At 66.2% G+C, this 22,133-nt stretch carries 20 protein-coding genes; 3 read left to right on the top strand and 17 right to left on the bottom strand.

Going from position 1 to position 22,133, the window contains the following annotated elements:
* Positions 1-17: 17 nt before the first annotated feature.
* Positions 18-659 (top strand): response regulator, encoded by a 642-nt coding sequence (locus NNX34_RS08320; RefSeq protein ID WP_255766045.1) that lies wholly within the window; start codon positions 18-20, stop codon positions 657-659.
* A 103-nt stretch (positions 660-762) separates the two neighbouring features.
* On the opposite strand, the gene pyk is transcribed toward NNX34_RS08320, so the two are convergent.
* The 16 genes from pyk to hisI all read right to left on the bottom strand — a co-directional run bounded on the left by pyk (position 763) and on the right by hisI (position 19,068).
* Positions 763-2,274 (bottom strand): pyruvate kinase, encoded by a 1,512-nt coding sequence (gene pyk / locus NNX34_RS08315; protein WP_255766044.1) that lies wholly within the window; start codon positions 2,272-2,274, stop codon positions 763-765.
* Positions 2,275-2,495: 221 nt separating this feature from the next.
* A complete protein-coding gene (locus NNX34_RS08310; RefSeq protein WP_255766043.1) occupies positions 2,496-3,260 on the bottom strand; it encodes an ABC transporter permease in 765 nt (254 codons plus the stop codon).
* The gene (locus tag NNX34_RS08305) at positions 3,257-4,084 is read right to left on the bottom strand and encodes an ABC transporter ATP-binding protein (protein WP_255766042.1); all 828 of its coding nucleotides are present in this window, start codon (positions 4,082-4,084) and stop codon (positions 3,257-3,259) included. Before NNX34_RS08305 ends, NNX34_RS08310 begins: the two co-directional genes overlap by 4 nt.
* 23 nt (positions 4,085-4,107) lie before the next feature.
* Positions 4,108-4,470, bottom strand: coding sequence for a DUF1048 domain-containing protein (locus NNX34_RS08300; RefSeq protein WP_255766041.1), 363 nt, complete (start codon positions 4,468-4,470; stop codon positions 4,108-4,110).
* A complete protein-coding gene (locus NNX34_RS08295; protein ID WP_255766040.1) occupies positions 4,467-4,820 on the bottom strand; it encodes a PadR family transcriptional regulator in 354 nt (117 codons plus the stop codon). Before NNX34_RS08295 ends, NNX34_RS08300 begins: the two co-directional genes overlap by 4 nt.
* Before the next feature lie 141 nt (positions 4,821-4,961).
* A complete protein-coding gene (locus NNX34_RS08290) occupies positions 4,962-5,444 on the bottom strand; it encodes a hypothetical protein (protein ID WP_255766039.1) in 483 nt (160 codons plus the stop codon).
* Between the two features lie 130 nt (positions 5,445-5,574).
* Positions 5,575-7,032 (bottom strand): glutamate synthase subunit beta, encoded by a 1,458-nt coding sequence (locus NNX34_RS08285; protein WP_255766038.1) that lies wholly within the window; start codon positions 7,030-7,032, stop codon positions 5,575-5,577.
* Positions 7,025-11,614: a glutamate synthase large subunit gene (gltB, locus tag NNX34_RS08280; protein ID WP_255766037.1), complete on the bottom strand. Its 4,590-nt coding sequence runs from the start codon at positions 11,612-11,614 to the stop codon at positions 7,025-7,027. Before gltB ends, NNX34_RS08285 begins: the two co-directional genes overlap by 8 nt.
* Positions 11,615-11,877: 263 nt before the next feature.
* Positions 11,878-12,912: a prolipoprotein diacylglyceryl transferase gene (lgt, locus tag NNX34_RS08275; protein ID WP_255766036.1), complete on the bottom strand. Its 1,035-nt coding sequence runs from the start codon at positions 12,910-12,912 to the stop codon at positions 11,878-11,880.
* Complete coding sequence (gene trpA, locus NNX34_RS08270; RefSeq protein WP_255766578.1) at positions 12,909-13,703, bottom strand: tryptophan synthase subunit alpha; 795 nt, start codon at positions 13,701-13,703, stop codon at positions 12,909-12,911. The genes lgt and trpA overlap by 4 nt, the downstream gene beginning before the upstream one ends.
* A gap of 11 nt (positions 13,704-13,714) precedes the next feature.
* Positions 13,715-15,073 carry a tryptophan synthase subunit beta gene (gene trpB / locus NNX34_RS08265; protein ID WP_255766035.1) on the bottom strand — a complete coding sequence of 453 codons (1,359 nt, stop codon included), beginning with the start codon at positions 15,071-15,073 and terminating at the stop codon, positions 13,715-13,717.
* A 67-nt stretch (positions 15,074-15,140) separates the two neighbouring features.
* Positions 15,141-15,977, bottom strand: coding sequence for an indole-3-glycerol phosphate synthase TrpC (gene trpC / locus NNX34_RS08260; protein ID WP_255766034.1), 837 nt, complete (start codon positions 15,975-15,977; stop codon positions 15,141-15,143).
* Positions 15,978-16,271 carry an HGxxPAAW family protein gene (locus tag NNX34_RS08255; protein WP_227922063.1) on the bottom strand — a complete coding sequence of 98 codons (294 nt, stop codon included), beginning with the start codon at positions 16,269-16,271 and terminating at the stop codon, positions 15,978-15,980. It lies immediately after the preceding gene.
* Between the two features lie 109 nt (positions 16,272-16,380).
* Complete coding sequence (locus NNX34_RS08250; RefSeq protein WP_255766033.1) at positions 16,381-17,043, bottom strand: Trp biosynthesis-associated membrane protein; 663 nt, start codon at positions 17,041-17,043, stop codon at positions 16,381-16,383.
* Positions 17,040-18,638, bottom strand: coding sequence for an anthranilate synthase component I (locus NNX34_RS08245; RefSeq protein ID WP_255766032.1), 1,599 nt, complete (start codon positions 18,636-18,638; stop codon positions 17,040-17,042). The genes NNX34_RS08250 and NNX34_RS08245 overlap by 4 nt, the downstream gene beginning before the upstream one ends.
* A 43-nt stretch (positions 18,639-18,681) precedes the next feature.
* Positions 18,682-19,068 carry a phosphoribosyl-AMP cyclohydrolase gene (gene hisI / locus NNX34_RS08240; protein ID WP_255766031.1) on the bottom strand — a complete coding sequence of 129 codons (387 nt, stop codon included), beginning with the start codon at positions 19,066-19,068 and terminating at the stop codon, positions 18,682-18,684.
* Between the two features lie 101 nt (positions 19,069-19,169).
* Between hisI and NNX34_RS08235 the strand changes: the two genes are divergently transcribed.
* Together NNX34_RS08235 and NNX34_RS08230 are read left to right on the top strand one after the other, a co-directional pair.
* The gene (locus NNX34_RS08235) at positions 19,170-19,814 is read left to right on the top strand and encodes a TIGR03085 family metal-binding protein (RefSeq protein WP_227922799.1); all 645 of its coding nucleotides are present in this window, start codon (positions 19,170-19,172) and stop codon (positions 19,812-19,814) included.
* A gap of 460 nt (positions 19,815-20,274) precedes the next feature.
* Positions 20,275-20,931 carry a dihydrofolate reductase family protein gene (locus NNX34_RS08230; protein ID WP_255766030.1) on the top strand — a complete coding sequence of 219 codons (657 nt, stop codon included), beginning with the start codon at positions 20,275-20,277 and terminating at the stop codon, positions 20,929-20,931.
* A 97-nt stretch (positions 20,932-21,028) separates the two neighbouring features.
* Here NNX34_RS08230 and NNX34_RS08225 read toward each other — a convergent pair whose 3' ends face one another.
* Positions 21,029-22,048, bottom strand: coding sequence for a DUF808 domain-containing protein (locus NNX34_RS08225; RefSeq protein WP_255766029.1), 1,020 nt, complete (start codon positions 22,046-22,048; stop codon positions 21,029-21,031).
* Positions 22,049-22,133: the final 85 nt, after the last annotated feature.

Genomic DNA, 22,133 nt, shown 5'->3' with positions numbered 1-22,133 from the left:
TATCTGAGGAGCCATCTGTGTCTGAGTCCACCGAGTCCGCGCCCGCCGCGTCGACCCACGCTGCGTCTGCCAACACGCCGTCCAACACCCCGGCCCGCCGTGTACTCGTCGCCGAAGACGAGACCCTGATCCGCCTGGACATTGTCGAGATCCTCACCGGTGAGGGTTACGACGTCGTCGGCGAGGCGGACAACGGTGAGAAGGCCGTCCAGCTGGCCAACGAGCTGAAGCCGGACCTGGTGCTGATGGACGTCAAGATGCCGCTGATGGACGGCATTACCGCTGCCGAGCAGATCGTCAAGGCACGCATTGCCCCGGTGGTGCTGCTGACCGCGTTCAGCCAGAAGGAACTGGTGGAGCGTGCGCGCGAGGCCGGTGCCATGGCCTATGTGGTCAAGCCCTTCACTCCCGCGGACCTGATTCCCGCCATTGAGATTGCCCTCTCCCGCCATGAGGAGATCAAGGCGCTCGAAGCCGAGGTCACCGACCTGAAGGAACAGTTCGCCACCCGCAAGCTGGTGGAGCGTGCAAAGTCGCTGCTGACCACCAAGATGGGCCTCACCGAGCCCGAGGCCTTCCGCTGGATCCAGAAGACTTCGATGGACCGCCGTCTGAGCATGCGCGAGGTTGCCGAGACCATCATCAACCAGGTGAACTGACACCTACTCCCCCGCAGGAACCAACACCAACGCAGGAACCAAAAAGGAAAGGTCCCGTCCAATCGGACGGGACCTTTCCTTTTAGTGCAGGGAAACGGGGAACCTAGATGGCCTTGGCCTGGCCCTTCTTGCTTTCCTTGATCGGCCACGGACCGACCTTTTCCTTGACGCGCTCCTGGCCGTCAGCACGCTGGCCTGCGTCGGCAATGTCACCGACGCGGTGCACCTTGATGCTGTTGGTCGAGCCGGCCTGTCCGGGAGGCGAACCGGCAGCGATGACCACCAGGTCGTCGTCTTCCACCAGGCCCTCTTCGAGCAGGGTGCGGTCCACCTGTGCGGTCATCTGGTCGGTGTGCTCGGCGAACTCCACGAGCATGGGTGCCACGCCCCAGAACAGGGTCATGTAGCGGTAGGTCTCCTCCACGGGGGTGAAGGCGAACACCGGCTTGGACGGGCGCAGGCGGGACAGGCGGCGGGCGGAGTCGCCGGACTGGGTGAAGGTACAGATGTACTTGGCATCCAGCTGGTCGGAGATTTCCACCGCGGCGCGGGTGATGGCGCCGCCGCGGGTCCGCGGCTTGGAGCCCAGCGGGGGAACACGGTTCAGGCCGTGCTTTTCGGTGGACTCGATGATGCGGGCCATGGTTTCGACGGTTTCGATGGCGTACGTGCCCACCGAGGTTTCGCCGGAGAGCATCACTGCGTCCGCGCCGTCGAGCACGGCGTTGGCGCAGTCGGAGGCCTCGGCGCGGGTCGGGCGGGGGTTGTCGATCATGGATTCGAGCACCTGGGTGGCCACGATCACGGGCTTGGCCCAGCGGCGTGCCAGCTCAATGGCGTTCTTCTGCACGATCGGAACCTCTTCGAGCGGCAGTTCGACGCCGAGGTCACCGCGGGCAACCATGATGGAGTCGAACGCGTCGATGATCTCTTCGAGGTTCTCCACAGCCTGCGGCTTTTCGATCTTGGCGATGACCGGCACGCGGCGGCCTTCCTCGTCCATGATCTCGTGCACGCGGGAAATGTCGCCGGCGTTGCGGACGAAGGAGAGGGCAACCATGTCGACGCCGCGGCGCATGGCCCAGCGGAGGTCGTCCTCATCCTTTTCGCTCAGTGCCGGAACGTTGACGGCAACACCGGGCAGGTTGATGCCCTTGTTGTTGGACACCTTGCCCGGTACTACTACCTCGGTGACAACGGTGTTGGCAGTTACCTCTACGGCACGCAGCTTGACCTTGCCGTCGTCGATCAGCAGGAAGTCGCCCGCGTTCACGTCGCCGGGCAGGCCCTTGTACGTGGTGGAGCAGATTTCCTTGGTGCCGGGAATGTCATCGGTGGTGATGGTGAAGGTATCGCCCACGTTCAGGAAGTGGGGTTCCTCGGTGAACCGGCCCAGCCGGATCTTGGGGCCCTGGAGGTCGGCGAAGATGCCTACGGGCATCCCCAGCTCGGCGGAGGCCTTGCGCACGTTTTCATACGTGGCGTTGTGTACGGAGTGGTCGCCGTGGCTCATATTCATACGGGCGACGTTCACGCCCGCGCGAAGAACCGCTACGGTATTTTCATAGCTGGCGATCGCTGGTCCAAATGTGGCAACAATCTTTGCGCGTCTCATACTTCTAGCCTAGTCTCCCTTGCCAGTTTGCGCATGGGAGCGGGCCGCGTGGCCACCCGGATCCTGCACCTCGGAAGCCGTGGTAGGCGGCTTTTTGCCCCGCCGCCAGAGGAAGTGCGTGCACAGATTCCCATAAAGCGGGTATATCGAGCGGCTCCGACCTAGAGGCAGCTGGAAAACGTTCCCGGCGAATGGGAATCTGTGCAGGCGTCCCGCCCGGTTCAGCCCACCCGACGCCGGTAGACGGCTGTCGCGACGGCGTAGCCCACACCCAGGATGCCGGCCAGCCAGAGAAGCGCGACCCAGAAATCGCTGCCGACGGGCTCCCGGGCAAGCAATGCCCGGAGGGTGTCCACGATGGAAGTCACTGGCTGGTTCTCGGCAAACCACGCCACCGGGCCGGGCATGGTGCTGGTGGGCACAAATGCCGAGCTGATGAACGGCAGGAAAATCAGCGGGTAGCTGAACGCACTCGCGCCCTCCACTGTCTTTGCGCTCAGCCCGGCGATCACGGCCAGCCACGTCAGGGCAAGGGTGAACAAGACGAGGATCCCGACGACGGCGAGCCACGCAGCCGGCGACGCACCGGAGCGGAAGCCCGCAATCAGGGCCACGCCGACAACGAGCGCGAGCGAGGCCAGGTTGGCGGTCACGGAGGTGAGGACGTGTGCCCAGAGCACACCCGAGCGGGCAATGGGCATGGACTGGAAGCGTTCGAAGATTCCTCCCTGCCGGTCGAGGAACAGCCGGTAAGCGGTGTAGGCCACGCCGGAGGCAACCGTGATCAGCAGGATGCCGGGCAGCGTGTAGTTGATGTAGGACTCCCCCGATCCGGTGCTGATTGCTCCGCCGAACACGTACACAAACATCAGCATCAGTGCGACCGGCGTAACCGCCGTCGTAATGATCGTGTCCGGGCTGCGGAGGACGTGGCGCAGGGAGCGTCCCGTGAGGGCGGCAGTGTCATGAAACGTCTGGGTGGTCATCGGTTTCCCTCTTTCTGCTGCGCCGGGGGAAGTTCCTCCTTCGGCGCGGTGCCGTCACCGGTATCGCCGGTGAGGGCGAGGAAGACGTCCTCGAGGGACGGCTGTTTAGTGATGTATTCGGCCTTTGCCGGCGGAAGGAGCTGCTGCAGTTCAACCAGGGTTCCGTTTTGGATGATGACGCCCCGGTGCAGGATCCCGATCCGGTCCGCAAGCTGCTCCGCCTCGTCGAGGTACTGCGTGGTGAGCAGCACCGTCGTGCCGCCGTCGGCAAGCTCCCGGATGATCTGCCATACCTCGTTGCGTGCCTGCGGATCCAGGCCCGCCGTCGGCTCGTCGAGGAAGATGATTTTCGGATCCCCGACCAGGCTCATGGCGATATCGAGCCGGCGGCGCATACCGCCGGAGTACGCCCCCGCCTTCCGGCTCCCCGCGTCGGTGAGCGCAAAACGGGCCAGCATGTCATCCGCTACCGCGCCCGGATTCTTCCGGTGGCGAAGCTTCGCGATGAGGACCAGGTTCTCGCGGCCTGTCAGCACTTCATCAATGGCAGTAAATTGGCCGGTCAGGCTGATCGATCGTCGCACTTCACCCGGGTGGGCTGCGACGTCGTGCCCGTCCACCGCTGCGGTGCCGGCGTCGGCCTTCAGCAGCGTTGACAGGATTCGCACCAGCGTTGTCTTGCCCGCTCCGTTGGAGCCCAGCAGGGCGAAGATACTGCCGGCATTCACCTCAAAGTCAACGCCGGACAACACCTGCAGATCCCGAAAGGACTTCTCGATGCCCTGTACCCGGATGGCGGGTTCGAGGGTTTGGTCGGTATGCATATCCGGTCTCCAATCCGGTGTTTTTATACCTCTTCGTCGGACCGGTCGATGGTCTCGATAAGGCGCCTGCGCTCCTTGTCGATCCACTGGCCGTCCGCGTAATTCGCCATGAAGGCCTCCGCGAACTCCACCGGATCCTGTCCGACAATGCTGCGGACCGGAGTGCCGTCAACAGCGGCACGCTCCACCAGATCAACAAGGTCCTCGAGCATCTGGACGTAAACATCACCCTTCGCAATCGGTGCCGCGTACATGAAGTAGCGTTCGAGCCCGTCCATGGCCCTGCGGTATCCGGCGGGCAGCTGTTCCTTGCGCTGCTTGAACCGGCGCCAGCGCCTCTTTTCCTCCAGCGGTCCCGTGACCAGCTCTATCCATTTGGCGGTCATGATGGGTCTCCTTCGTGCGGGTTCGAGGCGTGCTGCTGGAGCTGTTCAATCCGGGAAGCGAGAAAGCTCCAGGTTCCCCAGAACTCATCGAGGTACTCGGAGCCCCGGGTGTTCAAGGTATAGACCTTCCGCGGAGGTCCCTTTTCCGACGGAACCTTCTCGACGTCGACGAGTCCGCGTTTCTCGATCCGGACCAGGAGCGCATAGACGGTTCCCTCGGCAATCTCGGTGAAGCCCTGCTCACGCAGCCTGGCCGTGATGTCGTAGCCGTAGGCGGGTGAAACGGCGAGGATCCCCAGGATGATGCCTTCGAGGGTCCCCTTGAGCATCTCCGTCATCTGCTTGCCCATGGATGTTGCGCCTATCTACCTAGTGTTGCTAGCTACCAGTACACAGTAACACTAAGTACTGTCGGGGCAAGGAGCTTCGGCAAAGAAAAAGCCCGGAGATCAACTAAGTGATCTCCGGGCTTTTAGTGAAACGGTACGTACCTACTGCTGGTGCGGGGCCGGGGGCGGCGGAGGGGTGAAACCGGCCGGGGCGTTGGCGAATCCCGGATACTGGGGCGGCGCGGCCGCTCCCCCGTAGACCGGCGCCGTCGCTCCCCCGTAAGCCGGCGCGGGAACCGGCTTGGGGTTCAGCTCTTCCCCGATCCCGACCACCACGAAGGGCAGTCCTGCCTTGGAAAGATAGACGGGACGTGCCGTGCCGGCCAGCAATATGAGCGAGAACGACACTGCGTAGATGGGCAGGTCCCGGTAGACCACCAGGAACAGGCCCAAGCAGACTGCCAGCAGCATCGCTCCAACGAGCAGCGCCAATCCGACGAGGCCCTTGGGGCTGAAGCGGACCTCCATCCGGGGGCGCGCCGGGTGCCGTTTCAGTTGGCCGAGCTTCCTCAGGTAGATCACGAGCACGGCGATCCCGAAGGTGACCACCGCCCCGATGACCAGCGATGCAATGGCAGTCCCCATTTTCCTGTCCCCCAACATAAGTGTGCTTGTGTATGTGTGCACCGACACCCTACCCGACTTCGCGGCAGGCACGGCGCAACAAAAGCAGGCGCCGGACGAGTCTCCGACGCCTGCTTTGTTTACGCGGTTTCTACAGCACGGTGATCGCGCGGTCCGTCGGCGCCACCGGTGCGGGCAGCCGGGTGGAGCCCATCAGCCACTGGTCAACGGCGGCCGCGGCGGCCCGTCCCTCCGCGATGGCCCAGACAATCAGGGACTGCCCGCGCCCGGCGTCGCCGGCGGCGAAGACCCCCGGGGTTCCGGTCATGTAGTAGCCGTCGCGGGCCACGTTGCCCCGGTCGTCGAACTCGGCGGAGACCTGCTCGGCCAGGCCGGCCGGCTCCGGCCCGGTGAAGCCCAGGGACAGGAAGACCAGGTCCGCCGGAATAATCCGCTCGGTGCCGGCCTTCGGCAGCCGCCGGCCGTCTACGAATTCCGTCTTGGCCACCTTCACGCCGGTGAGCTGCCCGTCCTCCCCCACGAACTCCACGGTGGATGCCAGGAACGTGCGTTCCCCGCCTTCCTCGTGGGCGCTGGCCATCTCGAACAGCGTGGGGTACATCGGCCACGGCTGGTGCGCGGCCCGCTCGGCGGGCGGCTGCTGGCCGATCGCCAGCGTGGTCACCGACGCGGCCTGCTGGCGGTGCGCTGTGCCCAGGCAGTCGGCGCCGGTGTCTCCGCCGCCGAGGATCACCACACGCTTGCCCTCGGCGCTGATCTGGTTCTTGACGTTGTCCCCGGCCACGGCACGGTTGGACTGCACCAGGTAGTCCATGGCGAAGTGCACGCCGGACAGCTCCCGGCCCGGGATGGGCAGGTCGCGGGGCACGGTGGCGCCGGTGGCGATCACCACGGCGTCGTAGCGGCGGCGCAGCTGCTCCCAGCTGATGTCCCTGCCCACTTCGACGCCGGTGCGGAAGCGGGTGCCTTCGGCGCGCATCTGTTCCAGCCGGCGGTCCACCTGGATTTTCTCCATCTTGAAATCCGGGATCCCGTAGCGCAGCAGCCCGCCGATCCGGTCATCCCGCTCATACACGGCCACGGTGTGCCCTGCCCGGGTGAGCTGCTGCGCGGCGGCCAGACCGGCAGGGCCGGAGCCGACGACGGCGATGGTGCGGTCGGTCAGCCGCTCCGGCGGATGCGGGGTAACCCAGCCCTCGCCCCAGGCTTCGTCGATGATGGAGACCTCCACCTGCTTGATGGTGACCGGCGGCTGGTTGATGCCCAGCACGCAGGAGGCCTCGCAGGGGGCCGGGCAGAGCCGGCCGGTGAACTCCGGGAAGTTGTTCGTGGCGTGCAGCCGTTCAATGGCCTCGGCACCCTTGTCCCGCCACGTCAGGTCATTCCACTCCGGAATGAGGTTGCCCAGCGGGCAGCCCTGGTGGCAGAACGGGATGCCGCAGTCCATGCAGCGTCCCGCCTGGGCCCGCAGCACGCCCTTTTCCTGCGCTTCGTAGACTTCCTTGTAGTCCATGATGCGCACCGGAACCGGACGCCGCGGCTGGGTTTCCCGCTCCCGTACCTTCAAGAATCCGCGTGGATCAGCCACCGGTGACCTCCAAAATCTTGTTCCAGGCCTCAGCGCCGTCGGGATCGAGTCCCGCTTCGGCGGCGGAGGCGCGGGCGCCGAGCACTGCCGCGTAGTCCCGCGGCAGCACCTTGGTAATGCGGGAAACCGTGTCCTCGAAGCTCTCCAGCATCTTCTGGGCCAGGTCGGAGCCGGTCTCCTCCAGGTGCCGGACCAGCAGCCCGCGGATGATGTCGACGTCCTCGGCGTCCGGGGCATCGAGAAGCAGCTCGCCGCGCTCCAGGGACTCCTTGTTGACGCGGGCGGATTCCAGGTCCACCACAAACGCGGTGCCGCCGGACATACCCGCGCCGAAGTTCCGGCCCGTGGGCCCCAGGATCAGGGCCTGCCCGCCGGTCATGTACTCACAGCCGTGGTCGCCGATGCCTTCGACGACGGCGGTGGCCCCGGAGTTGCGCACCAGGAAGCGTTCGCCCACCTGGCCGCTGAGGAACATCTCTCCGCTGGTGGCGCCGTAGCCGATCACGTTGCCGGCAATGACGTTGCGTTCGGCTGCGAAGACGTTGCCGCGGTCCGGGCGGACGATGATCCGGCCGCCGGACAGGCCCTTGCCCACGTAGTCGTTCGAGTCGCCGAACAGCCGCAGCGTGATCCCGGCGGGCAGGAACGCGCCGAGCGACTGCCCGGCCTGCCCGGTGAGGGTGATGTCGATGGTGTCCGGAGCCAGGGTGTCCACGCCGAAGGTCTTGGTGACGGTGTGCCCGAGCATGGTGCCCACGGACCGGTCGGTGTTGACTACGTCCAGCGCAATCCGCACCGGCGCCCGGTTCTGCAAAGCGTCGGCGCTCATGTCGATGAGCTTATTGTCGAAGTGCAGATCGAGTTCATGGTTCTGCTGCACCATGTTCCGCAGCGGCGCGCCGGGATCCACCTCGGGTCCCCGAAGGATCGGTTCCAGGTCCAGGCCGTCGGCCTTCCAGTGGTCGATCGCGGCCTGGGTGTCCAGCAGTTCGGTGCGGCCAATGGCCTCCTCGAGGGTCCGGAACCCGAGCTCGGCAAGGATTTCGCGGATTTCCTCGGCAATGAACTCGAAGAAGTTCACCACGAACTCCGGCTTGCCGCTGAACCGGGCCCGAAGTTCCGGGTTCTGCGTGGCCACTCCCACCGGACAGGTATCCAGGTGGCAGACACGCATCATCACGCAGCCGGAGACCACCAGCGGCGCGGTGGCGAAGCCGAATTCCTCGCCGCCCAGCAGCGCCGCCATCACGACGTCGCGGCCGGTCTTGAGCTGGCCGTCCACCTGGACCACAACCCGGTCCCGCAGGCCGTTGAGCATCAGGGTCTGCTGCGTTTCTGCCAGCCCGAGTTCCCAGGGAGCCCCGGCGTGCTTGAGCGAGTTCAGCGGCGAGGCGCCCGTGCCGCCGTCGTGCCCGGAGACCAGCACGACGTCGGCCTTCGCCTTGGTCACGCCGGCCGCCACGGTGCCGATCCCGGCTTCGGATACCAGCTTCACGTGCACCCGGGCGCTCGGGTTGGAGCGCTTCAGGTCATAGATCAGCTGGGCGAGGTCCTCGATGGAGTAGATGTCGTGGTGCGGCGGCGGGGAGATCAGCCCGACGCCGGGCGTCGAGTGGCGGGTGCGGGCCACCCACGGGTAGACCTTCTGCGCCATCAGCTGGCCGCCCTCGCCCGGCTTGGCGCCCTGGGCCATCTTGATCTGGATGTCCTGCGCATTGGTCAGGTACAGGCTGGTGACGCCGAACCGGCCGGAAGCCACCTGCTTGATGGCCGAGCTGCGCTCCGGATCCAGCAGCCGTTCCGGGTCTTCGCCGCCCTCGCCGGTGTTGGATTTGGCGCCCAGGCGATTCATCGCGATGGCCAGCGTTTCATGCGCTTCCTGGGAGATGGACCCGTAGCTCATGGCACCGGTGGAGAAGCGCTTCACGATGCTGGAGACGGGCTCCACCTCGTCCAGCGGCACGGGTGTGCGGTCCCCGGTGCGGAAGTCCAGCAGCCCGCGCAGCGTCATGAGGTTCTTGGACTGGTCGTTCACGCCGTGGGTGTAGGCCTTGAACACGTCATACCGGCGTTCGCGGGTGGCGTGCTGCAGCCGGAAGACCGTCTCCGGGTTGAACAGGTGCGGCGGTCCTTCGCGGCGCCACTGGTATTCGCCGCCGTTGTCCAGGGCGCGGTGCGGCTCCTCCACGCCGTCGCTCGGGTACGCCTCGGCGTGCCGGGCAGCGGCTTCGGCGGCGATCACGTCCAGGCCGACGCCGCCGAGCTGGGTCTGGGTGCCGTGGAAGAACTCGTCCACCAGTTCCTGGCCCAGGCCGAGCGCCTCGAAGGTCTGCGCGCCGCAGTAGGACGCGACGGTGGAAATACCCATCTTGGACATGATCTTCAGGACGCCCTTGCCCAGGCCCTTGATCAGGTTGGCGACGGCCTCTTCGCCGGTGACACCGGTGATGTCGCCGTTGCGGACCAGTTCCTCGCAGCTTTCCATGGCCAGGTACGGGTTCACCGCGGAGGCGCCGTAGCCGATCAGCAGGGCCACGTGGTGGACCTCGCGGACGTCACCGGCCTCCACCAGCAGGGAGATCTTGGTGCGGTTGGCGCTCTTGAGCAGGTGGTTGTGGACCGCGGAGAGCAGCAGCAGGGACGGGATGGGCGCCCACTGGGCATTGGAATCCCGGTCCGAGAGCACGATGTACTGCACACCGCGGTTCACTGCACCGGAAACCTTCTCGCAGATCTCGCTGATCCTTGCCCGCAGTTCGGCTTCGCCCCCTTCGGGACGGTAGAGGCCGCGGACCTTCAGCGCTATCCGGTCGCCGTCGTCGTCGGTGAGATTGGCGATCTTGGCGAGCTCGTCGTTGTTGATCACCGGGAACTTCAGCGCAACCTGGCTGGTTTTCACCTGCTTCAGGGAGAGCAGGTTTCCGTTGGGGCCAATCGAGGCCTGCAGGGAGGTGACCAGTTCCTCGCGGATGGAATCCAGCGGCGGGTTGGTGACCTGGGCAAAGGACTGCACAAAGTAATCGAAGAGCAGCCGCGGCCGCTTGGAGAGCACGGCGATGGGGGTGTCGGAGCCCATGGCCCCCAGCGGTTCGGCGGCGGTGCGGGCCATCGGACCCAGCAGGATCCGCAGTTCCTCCACCGTGTAGCCGAAGGTCCGCTGCCGGCGGTTGATGGAGGCCTTGGTGTGCAGCACGTGCTCGCGTTCGGGCAGTTCCTCCAGGCGGACCTGGTTTTCCTTCACCCATTCCGCCCACGGGTTGGCGGCGGCAACCTCGGCCTTGATCTCGTCGTCTTCGATCAGCCGGCCCTCGGCGGTGTCCACCAGGAACATCTTGCCCGGCGAGACGCGGCCCTTGCGGACCACCTTGGCAGGGTCGATGTCCACCACGCCCACCTCGGAGGCCAGGACCACCAGGCCGTCGTCGGTCACCCAGTAGCGGGCGGGACGCAGTCCGTTGCGGTCCAGCACCGCACCTACCTGCACGCCGTCGGTGAAGGACACGGCGGCGGGACCGTCCCACGGTTCCATCAGCATGGAGTGGTACTGGTAGAACGCCCGGCGGGCCGGGTCCATGGTTGCGTGGTTCTCCCAGGCCTCCGGGATCATCATCATGATCGCGTGGGTGATGGGCCGGCCGGAGAGCATCAGCAGTTCGGCCACTTCGTCGAAGGACGCGGAGTCCGAAGCGCCGGGGGTGCAGATGGGGAAGAGCTCTTCCGGGGTCTGCCCGAGCAGCGGGTTCTTCATCTGCGACTGCCGGGCACGCATCCAGTTCCGGTTGCCCTTGACCGTGTTGATCTCGCCGTTGTGCGCGATGGCGCGGAACGGCTGGGCCAGCGGCCAGGACGGGAACGTGTTGGTGGAGAAGCGGGAGTGGACAATGCCCAGCCGGGTCTTGAACCGCGGATCGGACAGGTCCGGGAAGAACGGTTCCAGCTGCGCGGTGGTCACCATGCCCTTGTAGACCATGGTCCGGGAGGACAGCGAGGGGAAGTACACGCCGAACTTGTTCTGCGAACGCTTCCGGACGCGGAAGGCCCGGGCGTCCAGGTCCTCGGTTCCGATCCCTTCTTCCGGGGCCAGGAACACCTGGACGAAGTGCGGCATGCAGGCCCGGGACATGGCTCCCACGAGTTCGGCCACGATGGGCACCTCGCGCCAGCCCAGCACCCGCAGGCCCTCGCTGGCTGCAATGAGCTCGACGCCGGCGCGTGCGGTCAGCTGCTCCCGGTCCTCGGTGGGCAGGAAAGCGGTGCCGACGGCGTAGCCTCCGGCCGCGGGAAGTTCAAAGTCCACTACTGCGCGGAAGAATTCGTCCGGGACCTGGGTCAGGAGGCCGGCGCCGTCGCCGGTACCTTCATCGGCGCCCACGGCACCGCGGTGCTCAAGGTTGCGGAGGGCGGCCAGGGCGGCGTCCACAATTCCGTGGGTGGGCTCGCCCTGCAGGGTGGCAATGACGGCCAGGCCGCAGGCGTCCTTTTCATTCTCGGCGCGGTACAGGCCGGAATCCTCCGGGAGCGCGGCGAAACGGGTGAACGGTGACACCACCGTGTTCGGAAAAGCAGACAGGGAATCAGTCATAAGAAGTGAGTCCTTCCCCCTTGTAGAGCGTTGGGAGGGGACAGCGCTGGCCCCTGCGGAAATCCATGAGGGGATGCTCCGCGGCGTTGATTGATTTTACGGCTCACTTCACCCCGGTAAACCCCGAAACTGATCCGGTTTTTACTGGGAATCCCTGGTGCCGTTAACCGCCGCTTTTCCGGAGGGGTGTCCCGGTGCTGCAGCCGCCTGGCGCCACGTCAATGTGGCTCCGCCTGCAGCGCCTTCGAGGGTAACCCGAAGGGTCAGGCAGAAGGTCCGTTGTCCTTGGACCGGTGAGGAAGGGACTCCTCGGTTTTTGTCTCTGCGAGATTAGCACGCACGGGGCGTTCGGCTGATGCCGATTCCGCATTCCCGGCTTCTGTTTCTTTCTCGTTATCCGCGGCGGGAATACCGCCCTGAGGTGCGGGTTCGTGGCCCGGCAGGTAAAGCGAGCCCTCCCCGCCCTTGCGGGCCTTGAAAGTCAGGTAAATGAACATCGCGATGGAGGCGACAAGGATCAGCAGGCTGGTCCACACATTGAGGCGTTGTGTGACGCCGAGCAGCGTAATCATTTCGGCGTCGTCAATGCGCAGGAGCTCGATCCAGAGCCGTCCGGCGGTGTAGAAGGCCGCGTAGATCCAGAACAGGCGGCCGCCGCGGAGCCGGAAGCGGCGGTCAAGCAGCAGGAGCAGGGCGACACCGGCCAGGTTCCACAGGGACTCGTAAAGGAACGTGGGGTGGAACGTGGTGCCGGGGGCGGCGCCGTCGGGGAAGTTGGCGTTGTCGGCGTCGATTTCCAGGCCCCAGGGCGCGTCCGTTTCGGAGCCGAAGAGTTCCTGGTTGAACCAGTTGCCCCAGCGGCCCACGGCCTGGGCCAGCAGCAGGCCGGGGGCGCCGACGTCGGCGAACGTGGAGAGCTTGATGCCCGCACGGCGGCAGCCGATCCAGGCGCCCACGGCACCCAGTGCCACCGCGCCCCAGATGCCCAGTCCGCCCAGCCAGATCTGCGGAATGAGGGACAGGTCGCCGTCCGGACCGAAATACGCGTCGGGTGAGGAGACCACGTGGTACAGCCGTCCGCCGATGATGCCGAACGGGATGGCCCAGATCGAGATGTCCCAGACCGCGTCTTCCGGCAGTCCGCGCCGTTTCCAGCGCACGGACGTCATCCACAGGGCGAGCAGGATGCCGGCCAGGATGCACAGCGCGTACGCGTGGATGGTCAGCGGGCCCAGCGAGAAACTGCTGAAATCGGCAGGCGGGCTGGGAATGCTGGCGTACACGGACATCGGGTTCATTTGCTGGCCTTCGGGGATCCGGTACTGAGGTCACGGGTAAGGGCGGCGACGGCGTCCGTGCCGCCGTCGCGCAGGGCGGCCACCAGGGCGGTGCCCACGATGACGCCGTCGGCATAGGCACCGATTTCACGCACGTGTTCGGCACGGGACACACCCAGGCCTACGCAGACGCGCTGGGCGCCGGCGGCGCGGGCGGCGCTGACCACGCTCTGGGCGGCGTCGCTGACACTGTCGCGGGCACCGGTGACGCCCATGATCGAAACGGCGTAGACGAAGCCGCGGCTGGCGGCCACCGTGCTCTTCATCCGGGCTTCAGTGGAGGACGGGGCAACCAGGAACACCCGGTCCAGGCCGTACTTGTCAGACGCTTCGAGCCATTCGGAGGCTTCATCCGGGACCAGGTCCGGGGTGATCAGCCCTGCTCCCCCGGCTTCGGCCAGGCGGCGGGAGAACTCATCCACACCCATCCGGACCACCGGGTTCCAGTAGGTCATCACAAGCACGGCGGCGTCAGTAGCTGCGGTGATGCCTGCAACGACGTCGAACACCTGCGCCACGCGGAAACCGTCCGCCAGCGCCTGGGTGGTAGCGGCCTGGATGACGTGGCCGTCCATCACCGGATCGGAATACGGAATGCCGATTTCGATCAGGTCCGCACCGTTTTCCGCCAGGGCGATGCCTGCGGCGATGGTGGCTTCCACGGTGGGGAAGCCGGCCGGCAGGTAGCCGATAAGCGCGGCACGCCCCTGGGCTGCGGCCCGGTCAATCGCGGCCGCGGACTTGCTCTGCATTACCTCGGTGCTCAAAGCTGTTCCCCTTCTTTGCCGATTTCGGCTTCGGCTGAGCGCTCGTCCAGCAGGTTGAACCATTCGGCGGCGGTGGCCACGTCCTTGTCCCCGCGTCCGGAAAGGTTCACCAGGACAATCTTCTCGGAAACATTTCCGTCGGAGCCGGCCTCCTCGGCGAGCCGCCGGCCCACCTTGATGGCGCCGGCCAGGGCGTGCGCGGACTCGATCGCGGGGATGATGCCCTCGGTGCGGCAGAGCAGCTGGAAGGCATCCATGGCTTCGGCATCGGTGATCGGCTCGTAGCTGACCCGCCCGATGTCGGCGAGGTGGGCATGCTCGGGTCCGACGCCCGGGTAGTCCAGGCCGGCCGAGATGGAGTGCGATTCGACCGTCTGGCCGTCGTCGTCCTGCATGAGGTAGGAGCGGGCGCCGTGCAGCACGCCGGGCCGCCCCAGGGTAATGGTGGCGGCGTGGCGGCCGGTTTCAACGCCGTCGCCGCCGGCCTCGAAGCCGTAAATCTTCACTTCGGGATCGTCCAGGAAGCCGTGGAAGATGCCGATGGCGTTGGAACCGCCGCCGATGCAGGCGCACACCGCGTCCGGCAGCCGGCCGGCCTGCTCCAGCATCTGGGCGCGGGCCTCTTCGCCGATGACTTCGTGGAAGTAGCGGACCATGGCCGGGAAGGGGTGCGCCCCCGCGGCGGTGCCCAGCAGGTAATGGGTGCTGTCAACGTTCGCGACCCAGTCCCGCAGCGCCTCGTTGATGGCGTCCTTCAGGGTCTGGGAGCCATTGGTCACCGGAATCACCTTCGCACCGAGCAGTTCCATCCGGGCCACGTTAAGTGCCTGGCGGCGGCAGTCCTCGGCGCCCATATAGACCACGCACTCCAGGCCGAGCAGTGCTGCGGCGGTGGCGCTGGCCACGCCGTGCTGGCCGGCACCGGTTTCCGCGATGACGCGGGTCTTGCCCATCCGCTTGGCCAGCAGGGCCTGGCCCAGGACGTTGTTGATCTTATGGGATCCGGTGTGGTTGAGGTCTTCGCGCTTGAGGAAGATCCGCACTCCGCCGGCGTGCTCCGAGAAGCGTTTGGCCTCGGTGAGCAGGGACGGGCGGCCGGAGTAGTTCTTGTTCAGGTCCGCCACCTGGGCGGTGAACTCGGGATCGGCCTTGGCCTTCTCGAAGGTGTCTTCCAGCTCGTCAAGGGCCGCGATCAGGGACTCGGGCATCCAACGGCCGCCGTACTCGCCGAAGTACGGACCGGGCGCGTGCCGCAGGGAGGAGACTCCCCCGTTCAGGAAGGCCTCCGTAACGCTTCCGGTTCCGGTTTCTGCGGCAGCACCGGCTGCCTGAGCCTGTTCCGACTTCCCGATCATGAGCTTTGTGTCCTGTCCTGCTTGAGCCCGGGCCGTTCCTGCCCGGACAGGGAGTTGGTGCTATGGGTCAGCTTTCACCGTGGTGCCGGGCGCGGGCTGCAATCGCCTTAGCGCCGACGGCGGTGAACTCGCCGATGGTTTCAGCCGGGGATGCGTGCTTCACGAGGGCCTCGCCCACCAGCACGGCGTTGGCTCCGCTGGAAGCGTAGTGCTCGACGTCGGCAGCGTCACGGACGCCGGATTCGGCAATCACCACGGGACCGGCGGGAATGCTGCCGGCCAGGGAGGCGAACACCGAACGGTCGACGTCCAGGGTTTTCAGGTTGCGCACATTGATGCCGATGATCCGTGCGCCCAGGGCCAGGGCCCGGTCCACTTCTTCGGCGGTGTGGGTCTCGACGAGGGCATTCATGCCCAGCTCGTGCGTGAGGTCCAGGAAGCGGCGCAGCTGCGCGTCCTCCAGCGCCGCCACGATGAGCAGGATCAGGTCCGCGCCGTGGGCACGGGCTTCCCAGATCTGGTACTCATCGACGGTGAAGTCCTTGCGCAGCACGGGGATGCCGACGGCGGCGCGCACCGCATCCAGGTCCGCCAGGGATCCGCGGAACCGGCGCTGTTCGGTGAGGACGCTGATGACGGCCGCTCCCCCGCGCTCATAGGCTGCGGCGAGGGAAGCGGGGTCGGCGATGTCCGCCAGTTCGCCCTTGGAGGGGCTGCTGCGCTTGACCTCGGCGACAACCCGCAGTTCGGTCCGCGGTTGAGCGTTGCCGCCCAGTGCTGCGTACGCGTCCAGCGGGGCCGGTGCCTGCAGCGCCTGCGCGCGGACCTGTTCGAGCGAGACACTTTGCCGGCGTTCGGAAAGGTCTTCCCGAACGCCGGCAATGATGTCATCGAGAACGCTCACTCAGTGGCTGCTGTTCTTCAGCTTCGATCCGTTGACGCCGTAGCCTGCCTTGCGCATGATGAAGCCGACCAGCAGGCCGATCAGCATCACGGCGATGCCGGCGAAGAAGCCGACGAAGCTGGCCATGATGTAGGCAACGGAGGACACAGCGGCGCCGATGATCATAATCAGCACGCAGGTCCAGGCTGCGGGGGTGTTGCCGTGCCCGATGGTTTCATCGTGGATGCTGGCGTGGCTTTCGCCCTCGTTTTCCTGGCCGGCTCCCAGGTGCTGTTCGGTGCTGCTAGTGCTCATGATGAATCTCCTCGTTAACGAATCTGGTTTCCATTCTGCCATTACTGGGCGGAAACCCTTTCACATATTGCGCCGGTGTTCGGCGCAATCCGGTGGCTGTGGGGGAAACCTACTTGGGGTCGGTCGGGTCCTCGCCCCGCGTGAGCCGGTCCCAGCTGTCGATTTCATCGACGGGCGGGCCTGCCGCGGCGTCCTTGGGGTGACGTACCTCCGGGCTGGTTCCGGTGCCGGCTGCATCGGCATCCGGAGCCGCGCCGCCGTCCGGTTCCGCCGTGGGCGCGTAACGCCGCGACGTCGTCCAGTGCCGGCCCGCGAGGGCCAGCCAGATACCTGCGAGGGCAATGAGGATGCCGATGACCAGCGCGGCGTAGGGCATGGGGGTGAGTTCCACCTGTGTGCCCTCGGCGGAGCTGACGCCGATGGCCTTGCCGATGGCACCGGCCGCCCCCTGCAGGGGGTCGGCGATGATCGCCGAGGTGGCTACGGCCACTCCCACGCCGGAAACTACGATGATGACGGCGATGATCCAGCGGGCAATCCGCCCGGCGATTCCTGCCGCCAGGGCGGCGGCCACGCCCACCACGGCAAACGCGGTTACGGCGGTGGCGGCATCGCTGCCCGAGACGGCGACGTCGGGGGTCACGACGTTCGCGGCGGGCAGGGTGACGTTCAGCCAGGTGCGGGTGGTGGTGCCGAAGGCCAGTGCCGCCAGCAGGACGGTCACCATGATGACGATGCCCTTGCGCTGCCGGCGGGGGGTGGTGGTGCTCACTTGTCTGCTTCCTGTGCGATGGTTCCGGCGGGAGTGCCGGCGTCGTTTCCGGCGGGAGGTGCCGCAACGGTCTCCAGCGATCCGGCGAGGAGGGCGGCCCGCAGCGGAGCGGCCGCCTTGTTGACGGTTTCCTGCGCTTCGGCTTCGAGGTCCGAGTCGTTGACGATGCCGCCGCCGGCCTGGACGTACGCCTTGCCGTCGCGCAGCAGCGCGGAGCGGATGGCGATGGCCATGTCCATATCTCCGGCGAAGTCGAGGTAGCCCACGACGCCGCCGTAAATGCCTCGGCGGTGCGGTTCCACTTCATCCAGCAGGCGTAGGGCCCGGGGCTTCGGCGCGCCGGACAGTGTTCCGGCCGGGAACGTCGCAGCGAGGACGTCATAGGCGGTGGATGCGTCTGCGAGCCGGCCGACGACGGTGGAGACCAGGTGCATGATGTGGCTGAACCGCTCCACTTCCATGAACTGGGTGACGTCGATGCTGCCGGGGCGGCAGACCTTGGACAGGTCGTTGCGGGCCAGGTCCACCAGCATCAGGTGTTCGGCCCGTTCCTTCTCGTCTTCCAGCAGTTCCTCGGCCAGGGCCCGGTCCAGTTCGGAGGTCCTGCCGCGGGGCCGGGAGCCGGCAATCGGGTGCGTGATGACATCCCGGCCGGTCACGGTGACGAGCGCTTCCGGGGAGGAACCCACCACGTTGAACGGGTTGCCGTGCGCGTCCTCGAAATTAAACAGGTACATATACGGGCTGGGGTTGGTGGTGCGCAGCACCCGGTACACGTCCAGCGCCTCGGCCCGGCATTCGGCCTCGAAGCGGCGCGAGATGACCACCTGGAAGACTTCGCCGTCCACAATGGCCTGCTTGCCGCGCTCCACCGCCCGGGTGTATTCGGGCTTGGGCCAGCTTTCCTTCACATTGGCGGCGATATCGACGGCGGTTCCCGGCGCCAGCACGGAAACGGCCTGCGGGGTGGGTGCGGCGAGCCGGCCGAGCATCGAGCGGACGCGGGCCACGGCGTCGTGCCACGCTTCGTCCACGCGTTCGTCGGAGCCGTCGAAGTTGATGGCGTTGGCCACCAGCGTGACGGTGCCGTCGCTGTTGTCGTGGATGGCCATGTCCGAGACCAGGTTCATCGCGATCTCGGGCAGGTCCAGGTCATCAGCCGGCGGGTTGGGCAGTTTCTCCCAGTGCCGTACGGTTTCCCAGCCGACAAAGCCGACCATGCCCGAGGTAAACGGGGGAAGCTCGGCGAAACGGTCGGTGGCGAGCAGCTCCACGGTGCGGGCCAGGGCCTCGACCGGGCTGCCGTCCACGGGGACGCCGGCGGGCGGTTCGCCGAGCCAGTGCGCCTTGCCGTCCAGCGTGGTCAGGGTGGCGCGGGACCGGGCGCCAATGAAGGAGTACCGGGACCAGACGCCGCCGGACGCGGCCGATTCCATCAGGAAGGTACCGGCCTCGCCGTTGGTGAGCTTGCGGTAGATGCCGATGGGGGTGTGTGCGTCCGCCAGGACCGTCAGGCGCACGGGAATCACCCGGCGGTCGGCGGCCAGGGCCCGGAATTCTTCCAGGGTGGGGCGGATGGCTCCTAGATCCTGCATGGTGGTGTTCCTACTTCTTCCCTAAGCGATGGGTGGAGCGGGTTTATGCGGCGCCGACGACGGCGGGCAGCTCACGGCCGTCGAAGCAGGTGCGGGTACCGGTGTGGCAGGCCGCCCCCACCTGGTCCACGCGGATCAGCAGGGCGTCGCCGTCGCAGTCAACGGCTACGGACTTCACCCACTGCACGTGTCCGGAGGTGTCCCCCTTGCGCCAGTACTCCTGCCGGGAGCGGGACCAGAAGGTCACCCGGCCCGAGGTCAGGGTGCGGTGCAGGGCTTCGTCATCCATCCAGCCGAGCATCAGGACCTGGTTCGTGTCGTACTGCTGGATGACGGCGGCCACCAGCCCGGCGTCGTCGCGCTTCAATGACGCGCTGAGCCCGGGATCGAGGGAAGCCGGCGGATTCTGGGGGGAAGGTGTGGGAAGCATCGCTACCGATTCTACTGCCCGGCGGAAAAACGCCGCTCAACACGTTCTTTTGGGGCTGCAGCCCCGGCGAAAGACCGGGTTCCATGCTAGTTTCAGCAGTGATGCATTTTGTTGATCCGTCCCGTGAAGTCCTGGCCGAGACGCTGCTTGCAGCCGGGCCCAATGCACCCACGCTTTGCGAGGGGTGGCAGACCAAGGAGCTCGCAGCTCACCTCTATCTGCGCGAGCACCGGATGAGTGCTGCCCTGGGCACGTTCATCAAGCCCCTTGCCGCACGCGCGGACAAGGCGTTGGAGGAAACTGCGCAGAAGGCGTCCACCACGGAGAGTTACGCCAAACTGGTCCGCGCCTTCCGTGCCGGCCCGCCCCGCCTCTCCCCCATGCACCTGAAATCCGTGGACAACAGCGCCAACCTGAGTGAGTACTTTGTGCACACCGAGGACATTCGGCGTGCCTCGGACCGCTGGGCGCCGCGCGCCCTGGATTCCGACTATTCTGACGCCCTCTGGGCCGAACTGATCAAGCGCGCCGCCATCCTGTACCGCGGCGTGGACCTGGGCATTGTGCTGGTCCGTCCGGACGGCCCCCGGCATGTGGCCAAGCGCGCTCCGGTGTCCGTGGCGATTGTCGGTGAACCCTGTGAGCTGCTGCTGCACGCCCACGGCCGTACCGGCCACGCGCTGGTGATGTACGAGGGCCAGCCGGACGCCGTCGCCCTGCTGGAGAGCGCGGAGATCGGGCTTTAGCCCGGCTTTCCTGTTATCTCGTTCGCGGCGTTCTCCGCGGGATTTCTGCCGTACGTCGGGCGAGCCTGTTGGCACCCAACGGAAGCCCGATAGTGGCCCCTTGGCCGGCAGCGATTTCCAGTGCACCTTTCCCCTTCCGTGCAGCTGATGCCGGACACCTCCGCCTTCCGTACAGCTGATGCGGGACACGACCACCTTCCGTACAGCTGATGCCGGACACCTCCGCCCTCTGTACAGATAAGGAGCTTTGGCCTCACTGCAGACCGCATTAGCTGTACACAAGCGATGGAGGACGCGGCGACTTCGGTTGCGTCACCCGATTGAGGGTCACCGGTATTGACAACCGGCCTGCCCTTTCCGATCTTGGGGGTGTGCCGAACTGCCGCCCAGAAGCGTGTCCGGTGCTGCGCTCAGGCGCCGTTGTCCGGCGTCGTCTTGCCCTCACCCCGAGGAGATAGCTATGAGCCGTGTCCGCGTTGACCTCAATATCTCACTCGACGGCTTCGCCACAACAACGGACCAGACTCCGGAGAACCCGTTCGGCGACGACTGGGGGCGCCTCACCGCCGCGTATGCTGCCACCCGCACCTTCCGCCAGCGGGTGCTGCACGACGAAAGCGGAGAGGGAACCACCGGCGTCGACGATCGTTATGCCGAGCGCTACTTCGAAGACATTGGCGCGGAGATCATGGGCGCAGGCATGTTCGGGCTGCATGCGAACCCTGATGACCCGGACTGGCGCGGATGGTGGGGCGAGGACCCACCCTTCCATGTTCCGGTCTATGTGCTGACGCACGAGCCGCGGCAGTCGCTCGAAATGGCAGGAGGCACCACCTTCGAGTTCCTCACGGCAACACCCGAGGAGGCGCTGGATACAGCCACGGCGGTCGCCGGCGGTGGAGACGTGCGGGTCGGCGGCGGCGCTTCGACCGTGCGCGACTTTCTTCGGGCCGGTCTCGTCGATGATCTCCACGTTGGCATCGCCCCCATCATCCTGGGCCGCGGCGTGCGGTTGTGGGATGACCTTCGCGGTCTGGAGGCGGATTGCCAGGTCACCGCTGAAACGGCGCCGAGCGGCACCACGCATGTCACGTTCCGGCGCGGGGGGCGATCCTGACACTGCATGATCTGCTCCTGGGCCGAGAGGCCCGCAGGCATGCAAAAGGGGCGGCCCCCTTAGTGAGGGGGCCGCCCCTTTGAGATCGGAGCCGAGGTTAGCCGGCGGGATCGGCGTCCGGCTTCTCCGGGCTGTGCCCGGCTGCTGCCGCCCGGGTATCACCTTCGTTATGTCCGTCCTTCTTACCGAAGGGCAGCACCTTTTTCAGCGGGTGCAGAATCGCCATGACAACCAGGCCCCAGACCAGTCCGACGACGGCTGAGCAGAGCGTGTTCACGAGCCAGCCGAGGAATCCTCCCACCACGGCAAGGCCTGCCACGGGGTGTTCCAGCGCATGGACCAGGTCATACGGTGCATGCCAGCCAAGGTCGGAAACACCGACCAGCATGATGTGTCCGCCTACCCAGAGCATGGCGATGGTTCCCACGAAGGTGATGGCCGCCAGTACGGCAGGCATGCCCCGAACCAGGAGCCCGCCGACACGCTGGGATCCTGCTGATTCCTTCTTGGCCAGGTGCAGGCCAATGTCGTCCATCTTAACGATCAGCCCAACGGCCCCGTAGACGAGGATCGTGATGGCAATAGCCACAACAACGAGGATGATCGCCCGGACCCAGATGGACGCGTCGCCGACCTCGTTCATCGAGATCACCATGATCTCGCAGGACAGGATGAAGTCCGTGGTGATGGCTCCCTTGACTACCTTGGACTCGGCGTCGGGCCCTCGCTCTACCGCCGGCGCCTCCTTGTCCTCATGATGGCCGAAGAACTTGTGCCAGACCTTCTCCGCACCCTCGTAGCAGAGGTACGTGCCTCCCAGCATGAGAATGAACGGGATGATGACTGGAATGAAAGCGCTGATCAACAGCAGTGCCGGCAGGATGAACAGAAGCTTGTTCCGGAGCGAGCCCCAGAAGATGCGCTTGATCATCGGCAGTTCACGGGACGGGTCCGCACCGGACACGTACTGCGGCGTCACGGCGGCATCATCGATGACGACGCCGGCCGCCTTGGCACCCGCTTTCGCCGCTCCTGCCGCGATGTCGTCCACCGAGGCGGCGGCTATCCGTGCCAGCGCAGCGACGTCGTCCAGCAGGGCAACGAGCCCGCCGCTCACAGTGCGGCTCCATGCTGGTGCGGGACGGGCGGTTGTTCGTAGGTGGCGCCCTCGAGACGCAGAATTGGCATGATGCAATTATAGG

Origin of the sequence: Arthrobacter sp. zg-Y1116 (genome assembly GCF_024385485.1) — a bacterium.
Classification (GTDB): Bacteria; Actinomycetota; Actinomycetes; order Actinomycetales; family Micrococcaceae; genus Arthrobacter_B.
The sequence above is the reverse complement of the archived record's forward strand: the minus strand, read 5'-3'. Positions and strand labels throughout refer to the sequence as shown.